Source organism: Pseudomonas sp. M2(2023) (assembly GCF_030263955.1).
Classification (GTDB): Bacteria; Pseudomonadota; Gammaproteobacteria; order Pseudomonadales; family Pseudomonadaceae; genus Aquipseudomonas; species Aquipseudomonas asiatica.
The window spans coordinates 4,020,698-4,042,615 of record NZ_CP127114.1 but is presented as its reverse complement, the minus strand read 5'-3'; the positions used below and the strand labels follow the sequence as shown (position 1 = coordinate 4,042,615).

Genomic DNA, 21,918 nt, shown 5'->3' with positions numbered 1-21,918 from the left:
TAATCTGGTCTAAAAATACCACCACGGACTCATAGCTCAGCTGGATAGAGTACTCGGCTACGAACCGAGCGGTCGGAGGTTCGAATCCTCCTGAGTCCGCCACACCAAATCAAGAAGCCCGCTCAATTGAGCGGGCTTTTTGTTTTTCTGCGCCAATGAATTGTTGCTGATGTCGATCTAAGCTCTTCTGTAATGATTGTGGTGCAGGTGCCGCGCTCTTCTGTGGGAGCGGCCTTGTGTCGCGGTGGGGCGCGCAGCGGCCCCTAAATCGACCAGGCGCCACACTTCTGAAATGAATGTGCTTTCCCACCCATGACAACCGTCGCACTGATAGCTTCGAGCGTTGTCCCAGCTTTATCACGCAAACGATTGTTCTGGCCAAAAATTTTAAGCGATCTGACAGCTTTAGCAGTGTATGATTGCGCCCGTCAGCCCCGCCGGGGCTTGTGGAAAACCACCATGGACTTACCCAGTAGTTACTCGCTAACAAGATTCATACAGAAAGATCTGACCGATTGATTCTCCCGGCGTGCTCCGCTGCTGGGAGTGGAGTTCGCCTATGACTGAAGTAGAAGTAAAAAAAGCGCAGGAAAGCCTGCAGGACCGCCTGGCCCAGGTGGTCGAACTGCTGCAGCGCCAGCGCGTGGTAGAAGACCTGACCCATCGTCAGGAAGGCGCCCACCACGACCTGGTGGAAAACCTGGTCCACCGCCAGAACCTCGTCGAGCTGCAGCGCAAACTCGACGACCTGCACCCCGCCGACATCGCCTACATCCTCGAAGCCTTGCCCCTGGAAGACCGCCTGACGGTCTGGCAGCTGGTGCGCTCGGATCGCGATGGCGACATCCTGCTGGAAGTGTCCGACGCCGTGCGGCAATCGCTGATCGCCGACATGGACGATCACGAGCTGCTCGCCGCCGCCAAGGAAATGGACGCCGACGAGCTGGCGGACCTGGCTCCAGAGCTGCCGCGTGACGTTGTTCACGAGCTGATGGAAACCCTCGATGCCCAGCAACGCGAGCGCGTGCGTTCGGCGCTTAGCTACGACGAGGAGCAGGTTGGTGCGCTGATGGACTTCGAGATGGTCACCATCCGCGAAGACGTCAGCCTGGAAGTGGTGTTGCGCTACCTTCGCCGCCTGAAAGAGCTGCCGAACCACACCGATAAACTCTTCGTGGTCGACTATGACGGCATTCTCAAGGGCGTATTGCCGATCAAGCGCCTGCTGGTCAACGACCCGGAGAAGAAGGTGGCGGAGGTCATGGCGACCGATCCGGTCTCCTTCCACCCCGAGGAGGATGCCTATGATGCGGCGCAGGCCTTCGAGCGTTATGACCTGGTATCTGCGCCAGTTGTGGACAAGAACGAACGCCTGATCGGCCGCTTGACCATCGACGAAATGGTCGACCTGATTCGTGAAGAAAGCGAAAGCGAAGTGCTGAACATGGCCGGTTTGCGCGAGGAAGAAGACATCTTCGCCTCGGTCTGGCGTTCGCTGCGCAACCGCTGGGCCTGGTTGGCCATCAACCTGATTACCGCTTTCGTTGCCTCGCGAGTGATCGGCCTGTTCGAAGGTTCGATCGAGAAACTGGTGGCCCTGGCTGCGCTGATGCCGATCGTGGCGGGTATTGGTGGCAACTCCGGTAACCAGACCATCACCATGATCGTGCGCGCCATGGCGCTGGACCAGGTGTCGCCGGGCAACACCAGCCGCCTGATGCGCAAGGAGCTGGCGGTATCGCTGCTCAACGGCCTGATCTGGGGCGGGGTGATCGGTGCGGTGGCGTTCTGGCTGTATGGCAGCTGGTCGTTGGGCCTGGTGATGACTGCGGCGATGACCTTGAACCTGCTGTTGGCGGCCTTGATGGGGGTGTTGATCCCGATGACCCTGACACGCCTGGGGCGCGACCCGGCGATGGGCTCCAGCGTGATGATTACCGCGGTGACCGATAGTGGTGGGTTCTTCATCTTCCTCGGGCTGGCCACAGTGTTTCTGCTGTAACCCGCGGATCGCGTCTCTTGCAGAGACACCACCTACAAAAAAGCCAGCTTACGCTGGCTTTTTCATGTTCGGCTGCAAACCTCAGGAGGCGTCGGCAGCCATTTCCACATCGTGAGCGATGAGGGCCACCAGCGCGTTCTGCTGGCGATGCGACAGTTGGCGGAAGCGTTGCAGCAATTCGCGTTCATGCAGGGACAGTTCGGGGCTGTCCAGGCGCATGCTCAAATCGTCACCCAGCGCACCTTCCTGGATAAGGCTCTGTTCCAGGCGCGCGATGATTTCGGAGTTCATGCTGCGGTGATGGTTGCGCGCTACCTCGGCAATGCGCTCACGCATCCCGTCGGGCAGGCGGACGACGAACTTGTCAGCGGTGCGGCTCGAATAAATAGCCTGTTTCATTGGGCGCATATAAATTGACCAGATTTTGGTTCAGGGGAAGCGGTTCTCAAATTGGCCGCACGGGGTGGTAGTACGACCGTGGCGACGACTAAATGTTCAACCGTCTGTGAAAAATGGATGCTCATCTTGCCTCATGGTCGCCGTTTCCTTGGCGTCAATTCTGTGACAAATAGTGAGCCGGATAAAGGCTTTGTGCCAGTACCAATTATCAGAAATGAGTACTGGTTTGAAAAGTTTTACATGCACCGGCTTGCCCAATCGTCAGACTTTTGCCGTCAAAAACTGGTAAAACGCAGCAAAAGCCCGGGAAAGTCCATAGAATGTGCCGGTTCCCTCCATAGAGCATAGTGGCTATGCAACATGACGCAAGCGACCGCAAATCAGGCACAGGCCGGTTGATATATCTGGTAGGACCGTCGGGTTCCGGGAAAGATTCCCTGATTGACGCTTCCCGTGAGCGGCTGGCAGCCGCCGGGGTGGAAATTGCTCGTCGCGTCATTACCCGTTCGGCTGAAGCCAAGGGCGAAGCCGCCCATGGCGTAACGGCCGAACAGTTCGAAGCATTGCGAGCACAGGGCGCGTTCGCCATGCATTGGCGCGCCAATGGGTTGGATTACGGCATTCCATTGCAGGTGGATCAGTGGCTGGCGGCGGGCAGGTCGGTGCTGGTGAATGGTTCGCGGGCTTATCTCGCCGAGGCGCGCCGGCGCTACCCGAACCTGTTGGCAGTGCTGGTCGAGGTCAGGCACGAGGTGCTGCGCGAGCGCCTGTTGGCGCGCGGCCGGGAAAGCGCAGAAGAAATCGAGCAGCGCCTGGCACGTAATGCACGCTTGCAGGCGCTGGCAGATCCGTCGCTGCATGTGCTGGACAACTCCACCACCCTGGAAACCGCGGTCACGGCATTGTTCACGCTGCTGCATGATGAAGGTGTGCTGGCGCAGGTGTAGCATTGGCAGAAAAGGATTACGCGAAAAAGCCCGCTTGAGGCATGACAAACGCCAGCATGCTGGTTAACATGCTGGCCGTCCCGCTATGCAGCGTTCGCTGCCGGCACTTGCGTCTCAGTAGCTCAATTGGATAGAGCATCCCCCTCCTAAGGGGAAGGTTGCAGGTTCAATTCCTGCCTGGGACGCCATTTCCTTTCGTTCCCTTACCGCGTTCAGCCGGTGTTGGTGACGCGAAACCGGGAAGCCTTGAAGCTGCGTATTTCTACATCCCCAGATGCTTCAAGGCCCACAGCACTCCCATGCCTACAATCAGCGTCAGCATCGTGCTGCGCGTACGCCACGCCACCAGCGCGGCAAGTATCGCCGCTGGTATCTGTGGGTTCATCCAGTCGAACCCCGCCTGCCGGTCCGGGAATACCACGGCCGGCAGTACCAATGCGGCCAACACGCTGGCTGGCACATACGCCAGGGCGCGGCGAAACAGTGGGGGGATGCGCAATGCCGTGTGCAACTCGATGAACGACAGGCGGATGGCGAAGGTGCCCAGGCCGATCAGAATGAAGGTCATCCACTGGGTCGTTTCGCTCATGATGCTTCCTGCTCGGTATTGGCTTCTGCCGCAGTTTGCTGTTTTTGCCAGTTCTCGATGGCCAGCCCGGCGATGATGCCGCCCAGCGCGCCAACCAGCAGGCCGAGGTTGTAGGGCAGGTCGACGGCCAGTACGGCGAGCACACCGCCGGTCAGCGCTGCGCCAAGCGTGGCTGCATTGCGAATGCCGGGTATCAACAGGGCCAGGAACGACAAGGGAATGGCAAAGCCGAGCGACCAGTCTTCAGGAATGCTCGCTCCCAGATACATGCCCGCCAGCACCGAGAGGTTCCAGCCGAAGAACATGGTGATTGCCGTACCGGCATAGTAGGGGTACGCATACTGTCCCAGCCCGCCCGTGCCCATCTTCAGCATGCACAGGGCGAAGGACTGGTCCGACAGCATGTACGCCATCGGCCACTTGCGGCGGCGGGGCAACTGGCCCAGGTGCGGGGCCAGGCTGGCGCTGTACATCAGGAAGCGCAGGTTGATCACCAGCGCGGTGACTACCATGGTCACCGGCAGGGCGGCGCTTTGCATCAACTGCATCACCACCATCTGCGCCGAACCGGAGTAGAACAGCAAGGTCATGCCGATGGCATCGGTTGGCGACAGGCCCATGCCGATCGCCGTGACCCCGGTGATCAGGCCGAAGGGCACTATGCCGGAGGTCAATGGCAGGGCGCTGCGGGCACCTTGCCTGAACGCTTGGGGCGCGCTTGGATACGGCATTTGAAATCCTTGAAAGTGTGCAGGCGGTACAAGGGCGGCACGTCCACGTTAATGCGCGCGACAGTTGGCCACAACGCCAGATTTCTGGAATAGTAGGCCTAAAAAAAATAGGCCTGAAACCGTGTACCTCGATACTTCTACCCGGCACTCGCTGCAGCTCAATGCCTTGCGTGCCTTCGAAGCGTCAGCCCGCCTGGGCGGTTTCGCCCGTGCTGCACTCGAACTGAAGGTGACACCGGGGGCCATCGCCGCCCTGGTCAAGACCCTGGAGAACGAATACGGCGCGGCCTTGTTCGAGCGCCATGCCAAAGGCGTACGGCTGACGCCCTTGGGCGAAAGCGTGAAAGGCCAGTTCACCGAGGCATTCGACGCCGTGGAAGCCGCTGCGCGCGCACTGCGCCGCCTGGCGGCACCGCAGCGGGTGCATATCGTCACATCGCCTGCTCTGGCGCAGTTGTGGATCGGGCCACGCTTGCCGGAACTGACCCGCTTGCTGGCACCCATCGAGATCTCGGTGACTGCGGTGGATGAGCCGCCCAACCTGAAGCGCAGCCCGTTCGATCTGTGCCTGTTCTACACCGAAAAGCCCGAGCGCTGGCAACGCAGGATAGCCACGGAAGAAATCCTGCCCGTGTGCGTGCCGGCCCTGGCCAACAGCATCACCAAGCCCGAGGATCTTGCCGACGCCCGTTGCATCGCCGACGTGGGCTGGAACGACTGGGCGGTGTGGACGGGGGCTGTGATGCCTGGGCACAAGTTCGTTGCCCGTGGACCGGGTTTTTCCCTGTACTCGATCGCCCTGCAGCAAGCCTTGCTGGCTGCAGGGGTGCTTATAGGGCGCAGAAGCCTGGTGCAGCGCTACCTGGACAGCGGTGAACTGGTCGCCCCCATTGATCGCGCTGTGCCACTGGGTGTGACCATCGCCGCATGGCGGCTGCCGGGTGCCAAGGGCAACCAGGTGGTTGCCGCGGTGGAGGAGGCGCTGTTGCATCTGGCTTGAGCGTCGTCGATCCATGCCTGCTCGCACAGCGCCGCAAAAACAGGGCGTCGGGGCTATTCTGTTCGGGTGCGCCAGCCGTCAGGGAGAGCGTCAATGAGTCAGGAAACCCGGCCGGTACCTGCCGGCTTCAGTGAGCAGCAGTTGCGTACGTTGTTCGATCTTATCAGCGATGGTATCTGGGACTGGAATGCCAATACCGGCTACGTCTATCGCAACCCGGGTTGGTACGCCATGCTCGGCTACCCCAGCCACTCCATGGCCAACTCGGTGCTCACCTGGGAAAGCGTGATCCACCCGGAGGACTACCCACGGGTGATGGCGCATTTCGAGGCGTACATCAACCAGCGTAACGAGCACTATCTGGTCGAATACCGCTGCCGTTGCCAGGATGGCAGCTATCTGTGGATAGAAGACAGCGGCTACATCATTGCCCATAACGAGGACGGCTCGGTAGCGCGCATGCTTGGTGCCCACCGCAACATTGACGCCAACAAGCGCCTTGTGGCGCAACTGCAGCAGAGGAACCAGTCGCTGGAAAGCCAGGTGGCCGAACGCACTCGCGAGCTGTCCTGGGTGAACCAGCAGTTGCAGCGGCAGTTGGACGAAAACCGCGAGCTGGCCGAGCGTGATGCGTTGACCCGCATTGCCAATCGCTATCGGCTGGAGAAGGCGCTACAACTGGAGTGCGAGCGTGCCCAGCGATTTCGCCAGCCGTTGTCGCTGATAGCCATGGACCTGGATGACTTCAAGCCGATCAATGACCGCTATGGCCATGCCCATGGCGATGCGGCGCTGTTGCGGGTGGTCGACGTCCTGCGTGCCTGCCTGCGGGAGCAGGACCTGCTGGCGCGGTGGGGTGGGGACGAGTTCGTCATCGTATTGCCGCAGGCCTCGCTGGGCGAGGCGCTGGAAGTGGCTGCACGCTTGCGCCAGGCGATGGCGCAGATAGAGCCGGTGGGCGATTTCCGGCTAACCATGAGCTACGGTGTGGTGCAATGGGAGGAAGGAGAGGACCAGCATGCACTGCTGGCGCGTGCCGACAAGGCGCTGTACCGGGCCAAGGGGAGTGGCAAGAACGCCATAGCCGAGTAGCCTGTGCCGGCCTCTTCGCGGGTAAACCCGCTCCCACAGGTGCGCCACTGCTCTCACGGGCAGTGATGTCCCTGTGGGAGCGGGTTTACCCGCGAAGAGGCCGGCACTGACTCGCCCATGAAAAAAGACCCGCAACGCCAGGGGCGCTGCGGGCCAAATCGGCCTCGGCCGCTTCAGTGTCAGATATGCAGGGCGTGGCCCAGCGCGCGCAGCGCCGCTTCCTGTACCGCCTCACCCAGTGTCGGGTGGGCATGGATGGTGCCGGCCACATCCTCCAGGCACGCGCCCATTTCCAGCGACTGGGCAAACGCCGTCGACAACTCGGAAACCGCCACGCCAACCGCCTGCCAACCCAGGATCAGGTGGTTGTCACGGCGCGCCACCACCCGCACGAAACCGCTTTTCGATTCCAGGCTCATGGCCCGGCCATTGGCGGCGAACGGGAACTGCGCGACGATGCAGTCCAGCCCTTGCTGGCTGGCTTGCTCCGGGGTCTTGCCGACCACCACCACTTCCGGGTCGGTGAAACACACCGCGGCGATCGCGCTGGGTTCGAAACGGCGCGCCTTGCCGGCGATGATCTCGGCGACCATCTCGCCCTGGGCCATGGCCCGGTGCGCCAGCATCGGTTCGCCGGCCACGTCGCCGATGGCCCAGACGTTGCGCATGCTGGTCTGGCAGCGCTCGTCGATGGCGACGGCGGCGCCGTTCATCTTCAGGTCCAGGCACTCCAGGTTGAAACCTTGCGTGCGTGGCCGGCGGCCCACGGCCACCAGTACCTGGTCGGCTTCCAGGCGCAGTTGGCCGCCCTGGCCATCACGGGCCAGCAGGCAGCCGCCTTCGTAACCTTCGACGCTATGGCCCAGGTGCAGGGTGATGCCCAGCTTCTTCAGCGATTCGGCCACCGGGGCGGTCAGCTCGCTGTCGTAGGTTGGCAGGATGCGCTCGCGCGCCTCCACCACGCTGACCCGGGCGCCCAGCTTGCGGTAGGCGATGCCCAGCTCGAGGCCGATGTAGCCGCCGCCCACCACTACCAGGTGCTGCGGCAGGGTTTTCGGCGCCAGGGCTTCGGTCGAGGAAATGATCGGCCCACCCAGCGGCAGCATTGGCAGTTCGACGCTGCTGGAGCCAGTGGCCAGCAGCAGGTGCTCGCACTGGATACGCTGGCCATCGACCTCGACCTGCTTGCCGTCGAGCACCTTCGCCCAGCCATGGATCACCTTGACCCCGTGCTTTTTCAGCAGCGCGGCGACGCCGGTGGTCAGGCGGTCGACGATGCCGTCCTTCCAGGCCACGCTCTGGCCGATGTCCAGGCGCGGCGAGGCGACGCTGATGCCCAGCTCCGACGGGCCGGCAAAGCGCGAGGTCTGGTGGAACTGCTCGGCCACGTGGATCAGCGCCTTGGACGGGATGCAGCCGATGTTCAGGCAGGTACCGCCCAGTGCCTGGCCTTCCACCAGCACGGTGGGGATGCCCAGTTGCCCGGCGCGGATGGCAGCCACGTAGCCGCCAGGGCCGCCGCCGATGATCAACAGGGTAGTCTGGATAGTCTGTTGCATGCTCACTCCACGAACAGGCAGGCGGGTTGTTCGAGCAGGCCGCGCACGGCCTGGATGAACAGCGCGGCGTCCATGCCATCGACCACGCGGTGGTCGAACGAGCTGGACAGGTTCATCATCTTGCGCACGACGATCTGGCCGTCGATCACCACAGGCCGCTCGACCATGCGGTTGACGCCGACGATCGCCACTTCCGGGGTGTTGACCACCGGCGTGCTGACTATACCGCCCAGTGCGCCCAGGCTGGTCAGGGTGATGGTCGAACCGGACAGCTCATCGCGGCTGGCCTTGTTTTTGCGAGCAGCGTTGGCCAGGCGCGAGATCTCGCCGGCATTGCTCCACAGGCTGCCAGCTTCGGCATGGCGCAGCACCGGCACCATCAGGCCGTTGTCACCCTGGGTGGCGATGCCCACATGCACCGCGCCATGGCGGGTGATGACCTGGGCTTCGTCGTCATAGGTGGCGTTGATCTGCGGGAAGTCGCGCAGTGCCACGACCAGGGCGCGAACCAGGAACGGCAGCAGGGTCAGCTTGCCGCGGCTGTCGCCGTGCTTGCTGTTGAGTTGCTGGCGCAGAGCTTCCAGGGCGGTGACGTCGATCTCTTCCACATAACTGAAGTGCGCGACCCGGCGCTTGGCGTCCTGCATGCGCTGGGCGATCTTGCGGCGCAGGCCGATCACCGGTACCTGCTCGCTGTCGGTGCGCTTGGCATAGCCGCTCGGCGCTTGCCCGCCAGCGCTGTGCGGCTTGCTCATGAAGGCGTCGAGGTCTTCGTGCAGGATACGCCCGGCCGGGCCGCTGCCATGCACGTAACGCAGTTCGATACCGGCATCCAGGGCACGCTTGCGCACCGCCGGCGAGGCCAGTGGCTTGTCGCCTGGCTGGCGCGGCACGATCGGGGCTGCCTCGTGGTTGACGGCGGCCTGGCACGCGGCCGGTCTTGCTTCCTTCTGCGGCTCTGGCCTGGCTGCCACAGGGGCTGCGGGGGCTTGGACCTGTTCGGGCTTTGGCGCATCCTTGGTGGGAGCATCCACATGATTGCCGCTGCCTTCCACTTCGATGCGGATCAGCTCGCTGCCGACCGCCATCACTTCACCGGGCTGCCCACCCAGGGCCAGCACCTTGCCGCTGACCGGCGAAGGGATTTCCACGGTGGCCTTGTCGGTCATGACGTCGGCCACTACCTGGTCTTCGGCGATCATGTCGCCGACCTTGACGAACCACTCGACCAACTCGACCTGCGCGATGCCTTCGCCAATGTCCGGCATCTTGATGACGTGCGTGCCCATTCAGACCTCCATGACCTTTTTCAATGCCGCACCTACCCGCGAAGGCCCTGGGAAGTAAGCCCATTCCTGTGCGTGGGGGTAGGGGGTGTCCCAGCCGGTGACGCGCTCGATCGGCGCCTCCAGGTGGTGGAAGCAATGTTCCTGTACCAGCGATACCAGTTCGGCGCCAAAGCCGCAGGTGCGGGTAGCTTCGTGTACCACCACGCAGCGGCCGGTCTTTTTAACCGACTCGACGATGGTCTCCAGGTCCAGCGGCCAAAGGCTGCGCAGGTCGATCACCTCGGCGTCGACGCCGGTTTCTTCGGCGGCCACCTGGGCCACGTACACCGTGGTGCCGTAGGTCAGCACGGTCACGTCATTGCCGGGGCGGGTAATGGCTGCCTTGTCCAGCGGCACGCTGTAGTAGCCATCGGGTACGGCGCTTTGCGGGTGCTTCGACCATGGGGTGACAGGGCGGTCGTGGTGGCCGTCGAACGGGCCGTTGTACAGGCGCTTGGGTTCCAGGAAGATCACCGGGTCATCGCATTCGATCGAGGCGATCAGCAGGCCCTTGGCGTCATACGGGTTGGACGGCATGACAGTGCGCAGGCCACACACCTGGGTGAACATCGCTTCCGGGCTCTGGCTGTGGGTCTGGCCGCCATAGATCCCGCCACCGCAGGGCATGCGCAGGGTCAACGGGGCGATGAACTCGCCGGCCGAGCGGTAACGCAGGCGCGCCATCTCGGAAACGATCTGGTCGGAGGCCGGGTAGAAGTAGTCGGCGAACTGGATTTCCACTACCGGGCGCAAACCATAGGCACCCATGCCCACGGCGGTGCCGACGATGCCGCTCTCCGAGATCGGCGCGTCGAACACGCGGGACTTGCCGTACTTGTTCTGCAGGCCTTCGGTGCAGCGGAACACGCCGCCGAAGTAACCGACGTCCTGGCCGTAGATCACCACATTGTCGTCGCGCTCGAGCATGACATCCATGGCCGAGCGCAGGGCCTGGATCATGGTCATGGTAGTGGTGGCCATGGCGGTTTCCGGGTTGATGCTGTTGTTGTGGTCGTTCATCTCAAACCCCCAGTTCCTGGCGTTGACGGCGCAGGTGGTCGGGCATTTCCTTGTACACGTCCTCGAACATCGAGGCAGCACTCGGGATGTGACCGTTGGCCAGCGTGCCGTACTGCTCGGCTTCCTTCTGCGCGGCTATCACCGCGGCTTCCAGCTCGGCAGTGGTGGCCTGGTGTTCTTCCTCGGACCAGTGGCCGATCTTGATCAGGTGCTGCTTCAGGCGGGCGATCGGGTCGCCGAGCGGGAAGTGGCTCCAGTCATCGGCCGGGCGGTACTTGGACGGGTCGTCCGAGGTCGAGTGCGGGCCTGCACGGTAGGTGACCCACTCGATCAGGCTCGGGCCCAGGCCACGGCGGGCGCGTTCGGCGGCCCAGCGCGAGGCAGCGTACACGGCGACGAAGTCGTTGCCGTCGACTCGCAGCGAGGCAATGCCGCAACCCACGCCACGGCCGGCGAAGGTGGTCGACTCGCCACCGGCGATGGCCTGGAAGGTGGAGATCGCCCACTGGTTGTTGACCACGTTGAGTATCACCGGGGCGCGGTACACGTGGGCAAAGGTGAGGGCGGTGTGGAAGTCCGACTCGGCGGTTGCGCCGTCGCCGATCCACGCCGAGGCGATCTTGGTATCGCCCTTGATCGCCGAGGCCATGGCCCAGCCGACCGCCTGCACGAACTGGGTCGCCAGGTTGCCGCTGATGGTGAAGAAACCGGCCTCGCGCACCGAATACATGATCGGCAGTTGGCGGCCCTTGAGCGGGTCGCGCTCGTTGGACAGCAACTGGCAGATCATCTCGACCAGCGACACGTCGCGGGCCATCAGGATGCTTTGCTGGCGGTAGGTGGGGAAGCACATGTCGGTGCGGTTCAGCGCCAAGGCCTGGCCGCTGCCGATGGCTTCTTCACCCAGGCTCTGCATGTAGAAGGACATCTTCTTCTGGCGCTGGGCGACCACCATGCGGCTATCGAAAATCCGCGTCTTGAGCATGGCGCGCATGCCCTGGCGGAGAACTTGCGGGTCGATGTCTTCGGCCCACGGGCCTTGCGCGTCGCCTTGCTCGTCGAGCACGCGGATCAGGCTGTAGGACAAATCCGCGGTGTCGGCAGCGTCGACATCGACTGGGGGTTTACGGGCTTGACCTGCATCGTTCAGGCGCAGGTAGGAGAAATCGGTCTGGCAGCCTGGCCGGCCGGTAGGCTCGGGCACATGCAAACGCAGGGGGGCGTACTCGTTCATGCTTTTTACGCTCGCTCGGGTATTTGTTTTTGTGAGCTCTGAAGCGGCCGCCGCTGAGTACCGGCTTGTGACTGGTAGGTCAGCGTCCCCTACATCTTAGTGGTCCGGCAGGAGAATTTTTCTCTCAAGTTGGTTGCCTTTGCCGAGCAGGGCAGATAAACATTCCGCATAAACACAAAAAACCGGTGATTTTGTCTCATGCGCAAACTCGATCGTACCGATATCGGCATTCTCAACAGCCTGCAGGAAAATGCCCGCATCACCAACGCCGAACTGGCCCGCTCGGTGAACCTGTCTCCCACGCCCTGCTTCAACCGGGTTCGGGCCATGGAGGAGCTGGGGGTGATCCGCCAGCAGGTGACCTTGCTGTCGCCCGAGGCGTTGGGGCTGGACGTGAACGTGTTCATCCACGTGAGCCTGGAGAAGCAGGTGGAGCAGTCGTTGCACCGTTTCGAGGAAGAAATTGCCGAACGGCCCGAAGTGATGGAGTGTTACCTGATGACGGGCGATCCGGACTACCTGTTGCGGGTACTGCTGCCCAGCATCCAGGCGCTGGAACGGTTCCTGGATTACCTGACGCGGTTGCCAGGGGTGGCCAACATCCGTTCCAGTTTTGCCTTGAAGCAGGTGCGCTACAAGACGGCCTTGCCGCTGCCGGCCAATGGCATGACCTTGCGGGAGTAGCCGTCCGAGTACTGCGCTTGCTGGTCAGGTCAGCTGAATATCGCTCAGGAAGAATTCGAGCACGTCACCGGTACGCTCGCTGGCGTTGAGGTAGTACTGGCGGCCCAGGTCAAGTACCGGGACATTGTCCGAGAGCGACTCCGCAACACGGTAGCCGTTCATGTCCCGCAGGTAGAAGGGAACCAAGTCGGCGCTCTCCACTGTGCCGTCCCATGGCTGGAGCGTTTCGATTTTCCAGTAGGGCCGGGTACGTAGCAGGTTGTACGGATGTGGGGCGTTGAGCACATCCCGGACCCGCCCGGCCACATGCGTACCATACAGGCCTAGCCAGCCATTGGAACTGCTTTCAAGCCTGGCGCCAATATAGGCCCAGTGTTCTGCGCAGGTAATGTAGTAGTGCGTGCGGTCTTCACGGTGCTCGATGAATTCGAAATGGAATGCAAGTCGTTGGAATTCATCTGCACTGCGTGGCACGCTCCTGCGCGCGGCAGTCGTGCACAGCCAGCCGTCTTCATCCAGGCCAAGCACTGGGTGTACGTTGTTGTCTGCAACAACGATCTGGCCACGGTGGACGTTATGAAGTGTAGCGGTGAAATTGGCCCTTATCATGTAAGTCTCCGATGATTGCTGAGGCGGCAGCCCAGGCTAAGGCACTGCCTGTCGACTTGGGACATGGATGCGTTTCAGCCAACGGAAGAGGGTGCCTGTCAGCCTGCTGTACAGGCCTGATCGCGACATGACCTGCACCGGACGCGCCCCGGCAACAGCATTTTATTCGCCACCGCACTCATTCCCTGGCATTTGCCCTTATGCTTGTCTGCAACCCATCGCCACCTGACCCGGGAGCCGCAAGGGACTTATGCGAAATATCTGGAAGCCGTTTCAGTCGTTGTATTTCGCCGCGCTGATGATGTTGATCGGCTCGGGCCTGCTCAGTACCTACCTGGCCCTGCGCCTGGCAGCCGATCATGTCGACAGCCTGTGGGTGGGTGCCTTGATGGCGGCCAACTACTTTGGCCTGGCGGTAGGCGGCAAGGTCGGCCACCGGTTGATTGGCCGGGTAGGGCACATTCGCGCCTACGCCACTTGCGCTGGCATCGTCGGTGCGGCGGTGCTCGGCCATGGCTTGACCAGCTGGCTGCCGGCCTGGGTCGGGCTGCGGATGATCGTCGGCCTGGGGATGATGTGCCAGTACATGGTCATCGAAAGCTGGCTGAACGAGCAGGCCGATGTGAAGCACCGCGGCGCGGTGTTCAGCGGCTACATGATCGCCTCTTACCTGGGCCTGGTGCTCGGCCAGCTGATCCTGGTGGTGCACCCACAGCTTGGCCTGGAGCTGCTGATGCTGGTGGCCATGTGTTTCACCCTGTGCCTGGTGCCGGTGGCCATGACCCGGCGCATTCACCCCGCACCGTTGCGCCCGGCACCGATGGAGCCGAAGTTCTTCATCAAGCGGGTGCCGCAGTCGCTCAGCACGGTGCTGGGTTCGGGGCTTATCGTCGGCTCGTTCTATGGTCTGGCGCCTTTGTATGCCTCCAGTCAGGGCATGACTACCGAGCAGGTCGGTCTGTTCATGGGTAGCTGCATTTTTGCCGGCCTGCTGGTGCAGTGGCCGCTGGGCTGGTTGTCTGATCGCTACGATCGGGCGGTGCTGATCCGCAGCGTGGCCGTGGGGCTTGCGCTGGCCTCGGCGCCACTGGCGATGCTGCCCAGCGTTCCGCTGGAGTTGCTGTTCGGCATAGGCTTCGTGATTTCGTTGCTGCAGTTCTGCCTGTACCCGCTGGCGGTGGCGTTTTCCAACGACCATGTGGAAAGCGAGCGGCGGGTGTCGCTGACCGCGATGCTGCTGGTGACCTACGGTGTGGGCGCGTGTATCGGGCCGCTGGCGGCAGGCGTGCTGATGAAGGTGCTGGGCCCGCAGATGCTGTATGCCTTCTTCGTGTTCTTTGCCCTGGTGCTGGTGTGGCGCATTCGTCCGAAGGCGGTCACCGGGCTGCACCAGGTGCAGGATGCGCCTTTGGGCCACGTTGCGATGCCGGCTGCCGGTTCGCCACTGTCGGCGGCGCTGGACCCACGGGTGGATGAGCAGACGGTGCAGGAGGTGATGCAGGCACCGGTGGCGGCGGAGGATACCGAAGACGAGCCCCGCCAGAATGAGGAGCAGGGCAAGCCCCAGGCCGAGATCAACTCTGCGGTCTGACGGCCTGTTGGCCTGCCCCTCGAAGGGTGCCGGTCATGTCCGGTGCCCCTGGCGAGTCAGGCTGGCTTTATGTTCTTCAGGTTGAAGACCAGTATCTCGCCCTCTTTGGTACTGGCATTGAGGAACCAGTAATGGCGCTTGACCTTGTCCCGGGTATAGGTGGACCTGGCCAGCGCCACCCGGTAACCGTTCAGGTCACGCAGGTAGAAGGGCACTTCTTCGGCTGTTTCCAGGCGGCCGTCCCAGGGGCTGAGCGTTTCGATCTTCCATTGCCCTTTGCCCTCTATGGCCTCATAGAAAGCCTCTGCGAGATTGGTGTTGCCGATGATCCGGCCAACGATATGCGTCGCATAAAAGCCTACCCAGCCATTGCGGTTGCGTTCCAGGCTCGAACCAAAATATTCCCAGGTCTCGGCGCCGTTGATCGCATAGTGCGTTCGCTCGCCCTGGTGCTTCAGGAAACGGAACGCGAAAGTGATGGGCTTGAAGCTCGGGCTGTCCCCGCGCTGGTGCTCTGTGCATAGCCAGCCATCCTGATCGAGGGAGAATAGGGGGTGAACGTACAGCGGGGTGTCGACCACTCCCACCTGGCCATGCTGGCAGTGGAGTTCGGCGGTGAAATTGGCTTGGATCATTGTGGGCTCCTCGGCGGTCGCTTGGGTACAAGTACACTAAGCAGCCGCGGAGCCATAGGTAACCTGGAAGCGCACCACGCCCAGGTGCTGTGCGCTACACCCGCACAGTGGGCCTGCACTCAATAATCGTCTTTGTCGAAGCGCCGTGCCTCACGCTGCAGCTGGTAGACAAAGCTCTCGACCTTGCGCTGCGCCTGCCCGGTAAGGTTATGGAAGCGCACGCCGGCAAAGGTGGTGTTGATCCGCTCTTCATAGTGCAGGTGGCGCAGCTCGACCATGGTATCGACCAGGCCCAGCGGATTGGCCGCCTTGAACCGCTCGTACACCTGGCCCAGTTGCAGGCGATCCTCGACATTGCCTTCGAAGCGCAGTTTGCAGCCGGTGGCGGAGATGTCCAGCAGCTTCCCACGCAGGGCGCCGTTGCCCTTGAGGTGGGTGCCATCGAGGATGATATCGACCAGCTGCGATAGCTTCAGCGCGGCGCGGAAGGCATTGCGGCGCTGGTGGTAGGTCATCTCCTGAGGCATGGCGCCGCGGTAGCAGCGGTGGCCGTCGACTTCGCTGATCCTCAACGCCTGGTTGCAGTCCCAGGCGATACGCACGCCATCATGGAAGCCTTCGACGCGGAAGTGTTCGCCGTTCTCGATGAATTTTTCACCATCGCGCGGAATCATCTCGTCCAGCGCCAGGGTGTTGCTTTCACGGTCCACGTGCACCACGTAGCTCTGGAAGCGCTGGCTGCGGTCGTGGAAGGTGATGATCAGGGGGTCGTGGCTTTCCTGCAGCTGCCGCAAATTGGCCGCAATCTCCAAAGGGGTGTTCAGCACCTTTGGCGGCTGCGGGGCATCGGATTCATTGAACACGGCTTATCGTTCTCCAGGCAAAAGCGACACACGCAATTAACGGCATTTTGCCAGTATGTTCCGTGCCTTGATAGAAAAATCACACTTGGCTGAGCGCCCGTGGCTTGGCCAGCGGCGAGGTGCTGCCGCGGCTGTCGTAGAGCGACGGAGAGTCTCCGCCCATGAGGATGCGGATCTGGTTGTTGGTGACGTGCTGCTGCACCTGGATGATCCGGCCATTGGTCTGGTTGACCTGCTGACAGCTGTCCATCAGCTGCGAAAGCATGTCGAGCCGCTGCAGCATCGTATCGCCATGGGCCGATTGCGCAGCCAGCGCCTGCACACCTGCCCGATCTGCACTCAGGCCCAGGCTGCCGAGCAACTGGCTCCGGCGCTGGCCGTGCTGCTCGAGCAAGATGATCAACGACTGCTTGCGCGCCAGGATCTGTTCCAGCAGCGGCATGTCGCGGCCATGCAGGGCGATCGCTTCCTTTTGCAGAAGGTCAAGCAGTTCCTGCAGCGGGGCAATGTCATCTTCGATCAGTTGCAGCAAGGTGGTGTCGTGCATGGCTAACTCTTGGCTTTTCTAGCGTCCGTGAAGTCAGCGCGCCGAACGGTCAGCGCTGGGCTTCGAAATCGAGCAGTTTGCTGGCGACCCGGCCGGCATCGACCTGGTAGCTGCCGTCGGCGATCGCCTGTTTCAACTGGGCCACACGGGCACTGTTGACCACCGGCTCGTCGCGCAGCTTGTCGCTGATCTTCTGCAACTGCTGGGCCTCTTGGCTGAGGTGTACCGCTTCTCCGCTGGCGCTGGTGCCGGTTGCCGCTTCCTGGCTGGCTGCCGGTTTTTCGGCGCTGCCGGACGCGGTGTTGCCGCGCACGCCGCCCGTGACGGACGGAGAATTATTCAAACGACTGAAGTCGATGACCATGATCAGAAACCTCTGGGTATTTGGACGCTTGCCTTGTTTTCGGCCAACCCGAAAGAAACTTTAGGCACAAATGCATAGCCGCCTGTCAGCAAGCTCGCGAACCCGTTTTCTGACACAGTTTAGGAAAAGCGGTTCCTCACCGCCAGCGCAAATCAATGGGCTGGCTACATACTCACCTCGACCTGTCCAGGGCCGGTCACCCTGGCCTTGATCACCCGTTTGGAATTGAGGTTGCGCACCCGGATCTGTTCGCTCAGGCCACCCTTGCTCAGGGCCTCCCCGGGCATGCGTACACTCAGGCTGCCGCTGCGGGCGACGATCACCACGTGGTCGCCCTTGCGTACCACTTCGGCCTGTTCCAGGTGTTGCGGGGTGAGTACCTGGTCGATCACCGTGGGCCGCAGCATCTTCATGCCCACCGCCTGCTCCAGTTCGGTCAGGAAGCCTTGGCCCAGGGTTCCGACATCCCGCTCGCGCAGGGCCACGTCGCCTTCGCCCACCACGTTGTCGCGCTTGAGTGGTCGGGTCACCACCACCACGTTGCGGAACAGCCGCACAGTGGCTGGCACGAACACGGTCCAGGGCGCCGAGCCTTCGCAGCGCACCTTCACCGTGACGCGGCCCAACGGCTGGGCCGGGCTTTCAAGCGAGGCGTCCAGCTGCTGGCTGCACAGCGGCATGCGCAGGCGCGGGTCCAGCGGGTTGACCTGGATCTCGTAACGGCCGGCGGTCTGGGTGGTGGCCAGATAATCTTCGACGCTGAATTCAAGAAACCCTTGAGTGACACCGATAAGTTGTTCAGGCAAGGTAAACGCGTCCGCTACCGTGCGAGCGCCGGGCACCAGCAGGCACAGCATGGCCAGCGAGCCAGTCAGCAGGCGCGTCAGTCGTCGGAAAAATGTCGTTTTCGTGTACATGGCGCTCAAAAAAGCAAAGCCCGTGCCGACTCGCTACCTGAGTTGCAACGAAAGGCTGAAACATAAAGGAGTCTGGCATGGCAGGTGTTATGGATTCGGTCAACCAGCGCACGCAGCTGGTGGGGCAGAATCGCCTGGAATTGCTGCTGTTCCGCCTCAATGGCGAACAGCTTTACGGCATCAACGTATTCAAGGTCAGGGAAGTGCTGCAATGCCCTGCGCTGACCCTGCTGCCCAAGGCGCACCCGGTGGTGCGTGGGGTTGCCAATATTCGCGGGGCGACCATCCCGATCCTCGACCTGTCGATGGCCACCGGATTGCGGCCGCTGCAGGAAGACACGCGCAACAGTTTCGTGATCATCACCGAGTACAACACCAAGACCCAAGGCTTCCTGGTGCATTCGGTGGAGCGCATCGTCAACATGAACTGGGAAGAGATCCATCCGCCACCCAAGGGCACTGGCCGCGACCACTACCTGACCGCGGTCACCCGGGTGGACAACCGCATGGTCGAGATCATCGATGTGGAGAAGGTGCTGGCCGAAGTGGCGCCGTCCTCTGAGTCGGTGTCGGCTGGTGTGATCGATGCCGAGGTGCAGGACAAGGCCGTGCTGCTGCGGGTGCTCACCGTCGACGATTCGTCGGTGGCGCGCAAACAGGTCAGCCGCTGCCTGCAGACCGTGGGGGTCGAGGTGGTGGCGCTCAATGACGGCCGTCAGGCCCTGAACTACCTGCGCCAGCTGGTGGATGAGGGCAAGAAGCCGGAAGAAGAGTTCCTGATGATGATCTCGGACATTGAAATGCCGGAAATGGACGGCTATACGCTAACGGCAGAGATCCGCAGTGACCCACGCATGCAAAAATTGCACATCTGCCTGCATACTTCGCTTTCCGGGGTGTTCAACCAGGCGATGGTCAAGAAGGTCGGTGCCGATGACTTCCTGGCCAAGTTCAAGCCGGACGACCTGGCCCAGCGGGTGGTCGACCGGATCAAGGCGGCGCATTGAAGCAGCCGGGGGCAGGCCCCCGGCACCAGTGATTGAAAAGAGGCGGCAGTAGTGTCTACGGGTAATTTGGATTTCGAACAGTTCCGGGTCTTCCTGGAGAAAGCCTGTGGCATCCTGCTGGGCGAGAATAAGCAGTATCTGGTTTCCAGCCGTCTCAACAAGCTGATGGAGCAACAGGGCATCAAGAGCCTGGGCGAACTGGTGCAGCGCATCCAGGCCCAACCGCGCGGCGGCTTGCGCGAGCAGGTGGTCGATGCCATGACCACCAACGAGACCCTGTGGTTTCGCGATACCTACCCGTTCGAGGTGCTGAAGAACAAGGTCATCCCCGAGTTCATCCGCAACAACCCTGGCCAGCGCCTGCGCATGTGGTCGGCGGCCTGTTCGTCGGGGCAGGAGCCGTATTCCATCTCGATGGCTATCGACGAGTTCGAGCGCAGCAACCTCGGCCAGTTGAAGATGGGCGCGCAAATCGTGGCCACCGACCTGTCCGGCACCATGCTGACCAACTGCAAGACCGGCGAGTACGACAGCCTGGCGATTGCCCGTGGCTTGTCCCAGGAGCGCCTGCAGCGCTACTTCGAAACCAAGGGGCCGGGGCGCTGGGCAGTCAAGCCGGCGATTCGCAGCCGCGTCGAGTTCCGCTCGTTCAACCTGCTCGACAGCTATGCCAGCCTGGGCAAGTTCGATGTGGTGTTCTGCCGTAACGTGCTCATCTACTTCTCGGCGCAGGTGAAGAAGGACATCCTGTTGCGTATCCACAGTACCTTGAAGCCGGGCGGCTATCTGTTCCTCGGGGCTTCCGAAGCGCTGAACGGGCTGCCGGACCATTACCAGATGGTGCAGTGCAGTCCGGGGATCATCTACCAGGCCAAGTAACCAAGAGGGCCGGCAGCGAAAGTTGCCGGCCTTTTTGTTTCCCTGTGCCGGCCTCTTCGCGGGTAAACCCGCTCCTACAGGGTCGGCGCGGTACCTGTGGGAGCGGGTTTACCCGCGAAGAGGCTGGCGCAGGAGAAATGCTGACGTCAATTTTTTGTTTTGCCGCTTTTGCCGCCCGGCAATTGCCGCTTTCGCGGCCGAAGGCGGAAGGCCTTTGCCGCTTTTCTGGCATCACTCTGACAGCACCTCGCTCTCCAAGCCCGTATTTCCGGGCTTTCGGTTGTTTGGCACAGCCCTTGCTACACCTTGGCCAACGATATCCCGGTCAACCTCCGAAGGTTTCCCCGACATGAGCATCAGCTTCGACAAGGCGCTTGGTATTCACGAAAAGGCTCTGGGCTTCCGCGCCCAGCGTGCCGAAGTGCTGGCCAACAACATCGCCAACGCCGACACGCCCAATTACAAGGCGCGAGACATGGACTTCGCTTCGGTGCTCGCTGCCGAGAGCGACAAGCAGCAGAGCGGCGGCCGTTTCAGCCTGGATCGTACCAACAGCCGCCATATCGAGGCCGAGGGCCTGGCCATGGTTGACGATACCCTCAAGTACCGCACGCCAACGCAGCCGTCGATCGACCAGAACACCGTGGACGCGCAGATCGAGCAATCGAACTACACCGAAAACGCCATCGGCTTCCAGGCCAGCTTCACCTTGCTCAACAGTAAATTCAAAGGGCTGGTTTCGGCCCTGCGGGGAGAATGACCATGTCCCTTTCCAGTGTCTTCAACATTGCCGGTAGCGGCATGAGTGCGCAGAACACGCGCCTTAACACCGTTGCTTCCAACATCGCCAACGCCGAGACCGTGTCCTCGAGCATCGACCAGACCTACCGCGCTCGCCACCCGGTGTTCGCAACCACCTTCCAGGACGCGCAGGCCGGCGGTAGCCAGTCGCTGTTCGAAGACCAGGGCGAGGCAGGGCAGGGCGTGCAGGTAAAAGGCATTGTCGAGGATCAAAGCAACCTGGAGGCCCGTTACGAGCCCAACCACCCAGCGGCGAACAAGGACGGTTACGTCTACTACCCGAACGTCAACGTGGTCGAAGAGATGGCTGACATGATCTCCGCCAGCCGCGCGTTCCAGACCAACGCCGAGCTGATGAATACGGCCAAGAGCATGATGCAGAAAGTCCTGACCCTGGGGCAGTGATAGGAAGCCGACATGACCACCACCAATTCCACCACCGAGGCCGGTAGCGCGTACCTGACCTCGCTGCAGAAACAGACGTCGAAGACCGACAGCAGCACAGGCAGCGCCGGCAGCGCCTTGGGCAAGGATGCATTCCTGCAGTTACTGGTTACCCAGATGAAGAACCAGAACCCGCTCGACCCGCAGGAAAACGGCGAGTTCGTGGCGCAGCTGGCGCAGTTCAGCAGCCTCGAAAGCATGCAGTCTCTGAATGATTCGGTGACCAGTATCGCGGCCGGTTTGCAGTCATCCCAGGCCTTGCAGGCGTCGTCATTGGTCGGGCGCAACGTAATTGTCGAGACCAGCAAGGCTCTGGTCGACACCAGCAAGGAAATGAAAGGTACGGTCAATCTGACGTCGTCCAGTACTGCCACTTCGGTGGGCATCTACGACAAGGACGACAAGCTGGTGCGCACCATCGACCTGGGTACGCAGAAAGCCGGCAAGATCGACTTTACCTGGAATGGCCTGAATGACGACGGCGAAGCCGTCGCAGCAGGTGCCTACACCTTCAAGGCCACCGCCTCGATCGATGGCAAGGCCACCACCATGACCACCAACCTGCCGGCCTCGGTCACCAGTGTGACCATGGGCACCAACGGTTCGGAGATGACGCTCAACCTGGCTGGGCTGGGCAGTGTTGCGCTTTCCAAAATCCAAAGCATCGGCATCTAGG

Annotated in this window: 24 protein-coding genes and 2 tRNA genes; 13 read left to right on the top strand and 13 right to left on the bottom strand. The window is 62.0% G+C overall.

The features are described 5' to 3' along the window. The first annotated feature begins 25 nt into the window (after positions 1-25). Positions 26-102, top strand: a tRNA-Arg gene (locus QN085_RS18670). A 457-nt stretch (positions 103-559) separates the two neighbouring features. Beyond that, positions 560-2,002 carry a magnesium transporter gene (gene mgtE / locus QN085_RS18665; RefSeq protein ID WP_015271262.1) on the top strand — a complete coding sequence of 481 codons (1,443 nt, stop codon included), beginning with the start codon at positions 560-562 and terminating at the stop codon, positions 2,000-2,002. Between the two features lie 81 nt (positions 2,003-2,083). Here the strand turns inward: mgtE and QN085_RS18660 are convergent, their stop codons facing one another. Beyond that, positions 2,084-2,410, bottom strand: a complete 327-nt coding sequence (locus tag QN085_RS18660) for an Arc family DNA-binding protein (RefSeq protein ID WP_015271261.1) — start codon at positions 2,408-2,410, stop codon at positions 2,084-2,086. A 344-nt stretch (positions 2,411-2,754) separates the two neighbouring features. On the opposite strand from QN085_RS18660, the gene phnN reads away from it, so the two are divergent. Further along, a complete protein-coding gene (gene phnN / locus QN085_RS18655) occupies positions 2,755-3,348 on the top strand; it encodes a phosphonate metabolism protein/1,5-bisphosphokinase (PRPP-forming) PhnN (RefSeq protein ID WP_023662125.1) in 594 nt (197 codons plus the stop codon). Between the two features lie 111 nt (positions 3,349-3,459). Further along, positions 3,460-3,536, top strand: a tRNA-Arg gene (locus tag QN085_RS18650). Positions 3,537-3,610: 74 nt separating this feature from the next. Here QN085_RS18650 and QN085_RS18645 read toward each other — a convergent pair. Together QN085_RS18645 and QN085_RS18640 are read right to left on the bottom strand one after the other, a co-directional pair. Beyond that, positions 3,611-3,937 carry an AzlD domain-containing protein gene (locus QN085_RS18645; RefSeq protein WP_003257245.1) on the bottom strand — a complete coding sequence of 109 codons (327 nt, stop codon included), beginning with the start codon at positions 3,935-3,937 and terminating at the stop codon, positions 3,611-3,613. Further along, a complete protein-coding gene (locus QN085_RS18640; protein ID WP_023662126.1) occupies positions 3,934-4,668 on the bottom strand; it encodes an AzlC family ABC transporter permease in 735 nt (244 codons plus the stop codon). Before QN085_RS18640 ends, QN085_RS18645 begins: the two co-directional genes overlap by 4 nt. A gap of 121 nt (positions 4,669-4,789) precedes the next feature. On the opposite strand from QN085_RS18640, the gene QN085_RS18635 reads away from it, so the two are divergent. Next, complete coding sequence (locus QN085_RS18635; RefSeq protein WP_023662127.1) at positions 4,790-5,668, top strand: LysR family transcriptional regulator; 879 nt, start codon at positions 4,790-4,792, stop codon at positions 5,666-5,668. A gap of 93 nt (positions 5,669-5,761) precedes the next feature. After that, positions 5,762-6,760: a sensor domain-containing diguanylate cyclase gene (locus tag QN085_RS18630; protein ID WP_023662128.1), complete on the top strand. Its 999-nt coding sequence runs from the start codon at positions 5,762-5,764 to the stop codon at positions 6,758-6,760. A gap of 179 nt (positions 6,761-6,939) precedes the next feature. On the opposite strand, the gene lpdA is transcribed toward QN085_RS18630, so the two are convergent. From lpdA to QN085_RS18610, 4 genes are read right to left on the bottom strand one after another with little or no spacing between them, the layout of a single operon-like run. Further along, a complete protein-coding gene (gene lpdA, locus QN085_RS18625) occupies positions 6,940-8,319 on the bottom strand; it encodes a dihydrolipoyl dehydrogenase (protein ID WP_038410063.1) in 1,380 nt (459 codons plus the stop codon). A gap of 2 nt (positions 8,320-8,321) precedes the next feature. Further along, on the bottom strand, positions 8,322-9,608 hold the full coding sequence (locus QN085_RS18620) for a dihydrolipoamide acetyltransferase family protein (protein WP_023661390.1): 1,287 nt from the start codon (positions 9,606-9,608) through the stop codon (positions 8,322-8,324). After that, the gene (locus QN085_RS18615) at positions 9,609-10,667 is read right to left on the bottom strand and encodes an alpha-ketoacid dehydrogenase subunit beta (protein WP_015271253.1); all 1,059 of its coding nucleotides are present in this window, start codon (positions 10,665-10,667) and stop codon (positions 9,609-9,611) included. Between the two features lies 1 nt (position 10,668). Next, on the bottom strand, positions 10,669-11,901 hold the full coding sequence (locus QN085_RS18610) for a 3-methyl-2-oxobutanoate dehydrogenase (2-methylpropanoyl-transferring) subunit alpha (RefSeq protein ID WP_013973636.1): 1,233 nt from the start codon (positions 11,899-11,901) through the stop codon (positions 10,669-10,671). Between the two features lie 198 nt (positions 11,902-12,099). Between QN085_RS18610 and bkdR the strand changes: the two genes are divergently transcribed. Then, the gene (bkdR, locus tag QN085_RS18605) at positions 12,100-12,585 is read left to right on the top strand and encodes a Bkd operon transcriptional regulator BkdR (RefSeq protein ID WP_012273540.1); all 486 of its coding nucleotides are present in this window, start codon (positions 12,100-12,102) and stop codon (positions 12,583-12,585) included. A gap of 24 nt (positions 12,586-12,609) precedes the next feature. Here bkdR and QN085_RS18600 read toward each other — a convergent pair whose 3' ends face one another. Then, positions 12,610-13,194, bottom strand: coding sequence for a hypothetical protein (locus QN085_RS18600; protein ID WP_102085138.1), 585 nt, complete (start codon positions 13,192-13,194; stop codon positions 12,610-12,612). 250 nt (positions 13,195-13,444) lie between these two features. On the opposite strand from QN085_RS18600, the gene QN085_RS18595 reads away from it, so the two are divergent. Further along, positions 13,445-14,785: an MFS transporter gene (locus QN085_RS18595; RefSeq protein ID WP_015271251.1), complete on the top strand. Its 1,341-nt coding sequence runs from the start codon at positions 13,445-13,447 to the stop codon at positions 14,783-14,785. Positions 14,786-14,841: 56 nt separating this feature from the next. On the opposite strand, the gene QN085_RS18590 is transcribed toward QN085_RS18595, so the two are convergent. From QN085_RS18590 to flgA, 5 genes are all read right to left on the bottom strand, one after another. Then, positions 14,842-15,420: a hypothetical protein gene (locus tag QN085_RS18590; RefSeq protein WP_023661392.1), complete on the bottom strand. Its 579-nt coding sequence runs from the start codon at positions 15,418-15,420 to the stop codon at positions 14,842-14,844. Between the two features lie 119 nt (positions 15,421-15,539). Continuing rightward, the gene (locus QN085_RS18585) at positions 15,540-16,283 is read right to left on the bottom strand and encodes a flagellar brake protein (protein ID WP_023661393.1); all 744 of its coding nucleotides are present in this window, start codon (positions 16,281-16,283) and stop codon (positions 15,540-15,542) included. Positions 16,284-16,362: 79 nt separating this feature from the next. After that, entirely contained in the window at positions 16,363-16,830 is a 468-nt protein-coding gene (locus tag QN085_RS18580; protein ID WP_013973632.1) for a flagella synthesis protein FlgN, read from the bottom strand. A 49-nt stretch (positions 16,831-16,879) separates the two neighbouring features. Next, positions 16,880-17,194: a flagellar biosynthesis anti-sigma factor FlgM gene (gene flgM / locus QN085_RS18575; protein ID WP_023661394.1), complete on the bottom strand. Its 315-nt coding sequence runs from the start codon at positions 17,192-17,194 to the stop codon at positions 16,880-16,882. A 164-nt stretch (positions 17,195-17,358) separates the two neighbouring features. Then, positions 17,359-18,111: a flagellar basal body P-ring formation chaperone FlgA gene (flgA, locus tag QN085_RS18570; RefSeq protein WP_023661395.1), complete on the bottom strand. Its 753-nt coding sequence runs from the start codon at positions 18,109-18,111 to the stop codon at positions 17,359-17,361. A 77-nt stretch (positions 18,112-18,188) separates the two neighbouring features. Here flgA and QN085_RS18565 point away from each other — a divergent pair, with 77 nt between their 5' ends. From QN085_RS18565 to flgD, 5 genes are all read left to right on the top strand, one after another. After that, on the top strand, positions 18,189-19,118 hold the full coding sequence (locus QN085_RS18565) for a chemotaxis protein CheV (RefSeq protein WP_013973629.1): 930 nt from the start codon (positions 18,189-18,191) through the stop codon (positions 19,116-19,118). A gap of 51 nt (positions 19,119-19,169) precedes the next feature. Continuing rightward, complete coding sequence (gene cheR, locus QN085_RS18560; protein ID WP_023661396.1) at positions 19,170-19,997, top strand: protein-glutamate O-methyltransferase CheR; 828 nt, start codon at positions 19,170-19,172, stop codon at positions 19,995-19,997. A 349-nt stretch (positions 19,998-20,346) separates the two neighbouring features. Then, positions 20,347-20,757 (top strand): flagellar basal body rod protein FlgB, encoded by a 411-nt coding sequence (gene flgB, locus QN085_RS18555; protein ID WP_023661397.1) that lies wholly within the window; start codon positions 20,347-20,349, stop codon positions 20,755-20,757. Positions 20,758-20,759: 2 nt separating this feature from the next. Beyond that, a complete protein-coding gene (gene flgC / locus QN085_RS18550; RefSeq protein ID WP_025340101.1) occupies positions 20,760-21,203 on the top strand; it encodes a flagellar basal body rod protein FlgC in 444 nt (147 codons plus the stop codon). A 12-nt stretch (positions 21,204-21,215) separates the two neighbouring features. Beyond that, positions 21,216-21,917 (top strand): flagellar hook assembly protein FlgD, encoded by a 702-nt coding sequence (flgD, locus tag QN085_RS18545; RefSeq protein WP_013973625.1) that lies wholly within the window; start codon positions 21,216-21,218, stop codon positions 21,915-21,917. The last annotated feature ends 1 nt before the right edge of the window (position 21,918 follow it).

Coding starts and splice junctions, on each gene's coding strand:
- mgtE (WP_015271262.1), top strand. CDS start 560: ATGACTGAAGTAGAAGTAAAAAAAGCGCAGGAAAGCCTGCAGGACCGC.
- QN085_RS18660 (WP_015271261.1), bottom strand. CDS start 2,410: ATGCGCCCAATGAAACAGGCTATTTATTCGAGCCGCACCGCTGACAAG.
- phnN (WP_023662125.1), top strand. CDS start 2,755: ATGCAACATGACGCAAGCGACCGCAAATCAGGCACAGGCCGGTTGATA.
- QN085_RS18645 (WP_003257245.1), bottom strand. CDS start 3,937: ATGAGCGAAACGACCCAGTGGATGACCTTCATTCTGATCGGCCTGGGC.
- QN085_RS18640 (WP_023662126.1), bottom strand. CDS start 4,668: ATGCCGTATCCAAGCGCGCCCCAAGCGTTCAGGCAAGGTGCCCGCAGC.
- QN085_RS18630 (WP_023662128.1), top strand. CDS start 5,762: ATGAGTCAGGAAACCCGGCCGGTACCTGCCGGCTTCAGTGAGCAGCAG.
- lpdA (WP_038410063.1), bottom strand. CDS start 8,319: ATGCAACAGACTATCCAGACTACCCTGTTGATCATCGGCGGCGGCCCT.
- QN085_RS18620 (WP_023661390.1), bottom strand. CDS start 9,608: ATGGGCACGCACGTCATCAAGATGCCGGACATTGGCGAAGGCATCGCG.
- QN085_RS18615 (WP_015271253.1), bottom strand. CDS start 10,667: ATGAACGACCACAACAACAGCATCAACCCGGAAACCGCCATGGCCACC.
- QN085_RS18610 (WP_013973636.1), bottom strand. CDS start 11,901: ATGAACGAGTACGCCCCCCTGCGTTTGCATGTGCCCGAGCCTACCGGC.
- bkdR (WP_012273540.1), top strand. CDS start 12,100: ATGCGCAAACTCGATCGTACCGATATCGGCATTCTCAACAGCCTGCAG.
- QN085_RS18600 (WP_102085138.1), bottom strand. CDS start 13,194: ATGATAAGGGCCAATTTCACCGCTACACTTCATAACGTCCACCGTGGC.
- QN085_RS18595 (WP_015271251.1), top strand. CDS start 13,445: ATGCGAAATATCTGGAAGCCGTTTCAGTCGTTGTATTTCGCCGCGCTG.
- QN085_RS18590 (WP_023661392.1), bottom strand. CDS start 15,420: ATGATCCAAGCCAATTTCACCGCCGAACTCCACTGCCAGCATGGCCAG.
- QN085_RS18580 (WP_013973632.1), bottom strand. CDS start 16,830: ATGCACGACACCACCTTGCTGCAACTGATCGAAGATGACATTGCCCCG.
- flgM (WP_023661394.1), bottom strand. CDS start 17,194: ATGGTCATCGACTTCAGTCGTTTGAATAATTCTCCGTCCGTCACGGGC.
- flgA (WP_023661395.1), bottom strand. CDS start 18,111: ATGTACACGAAAACGACATTTTTCCGACGACTGACGCGCCTGCTGACT.
- QN085_RS18565 (WP_013973629.1), top strand. CDS start 18,189: ATGGCAGGTGTTATGGATTCGGTCAACCAGCGCACGCAGCTGGTGGGG.
- flgB (WP_023661397.1), top strand. CDS start 20,347: ATGAGCATCAGCTTCGACAAGGCGCTTGGTATTCACGAAAAGGCTCTG.
- flgC (WP_025340101.1), top strand. CDS start 20,760: ATGTCCCTTTCCAGTGTCTTCAACATTGCCGGTAGCGGCATGAGTGCG.
- flgD (WP_013973625.1), top strand. CDS start 21,216: ATGACCACCACCAATTCCACCACCGAGGCCGGTAGCGCGTACCTGACC.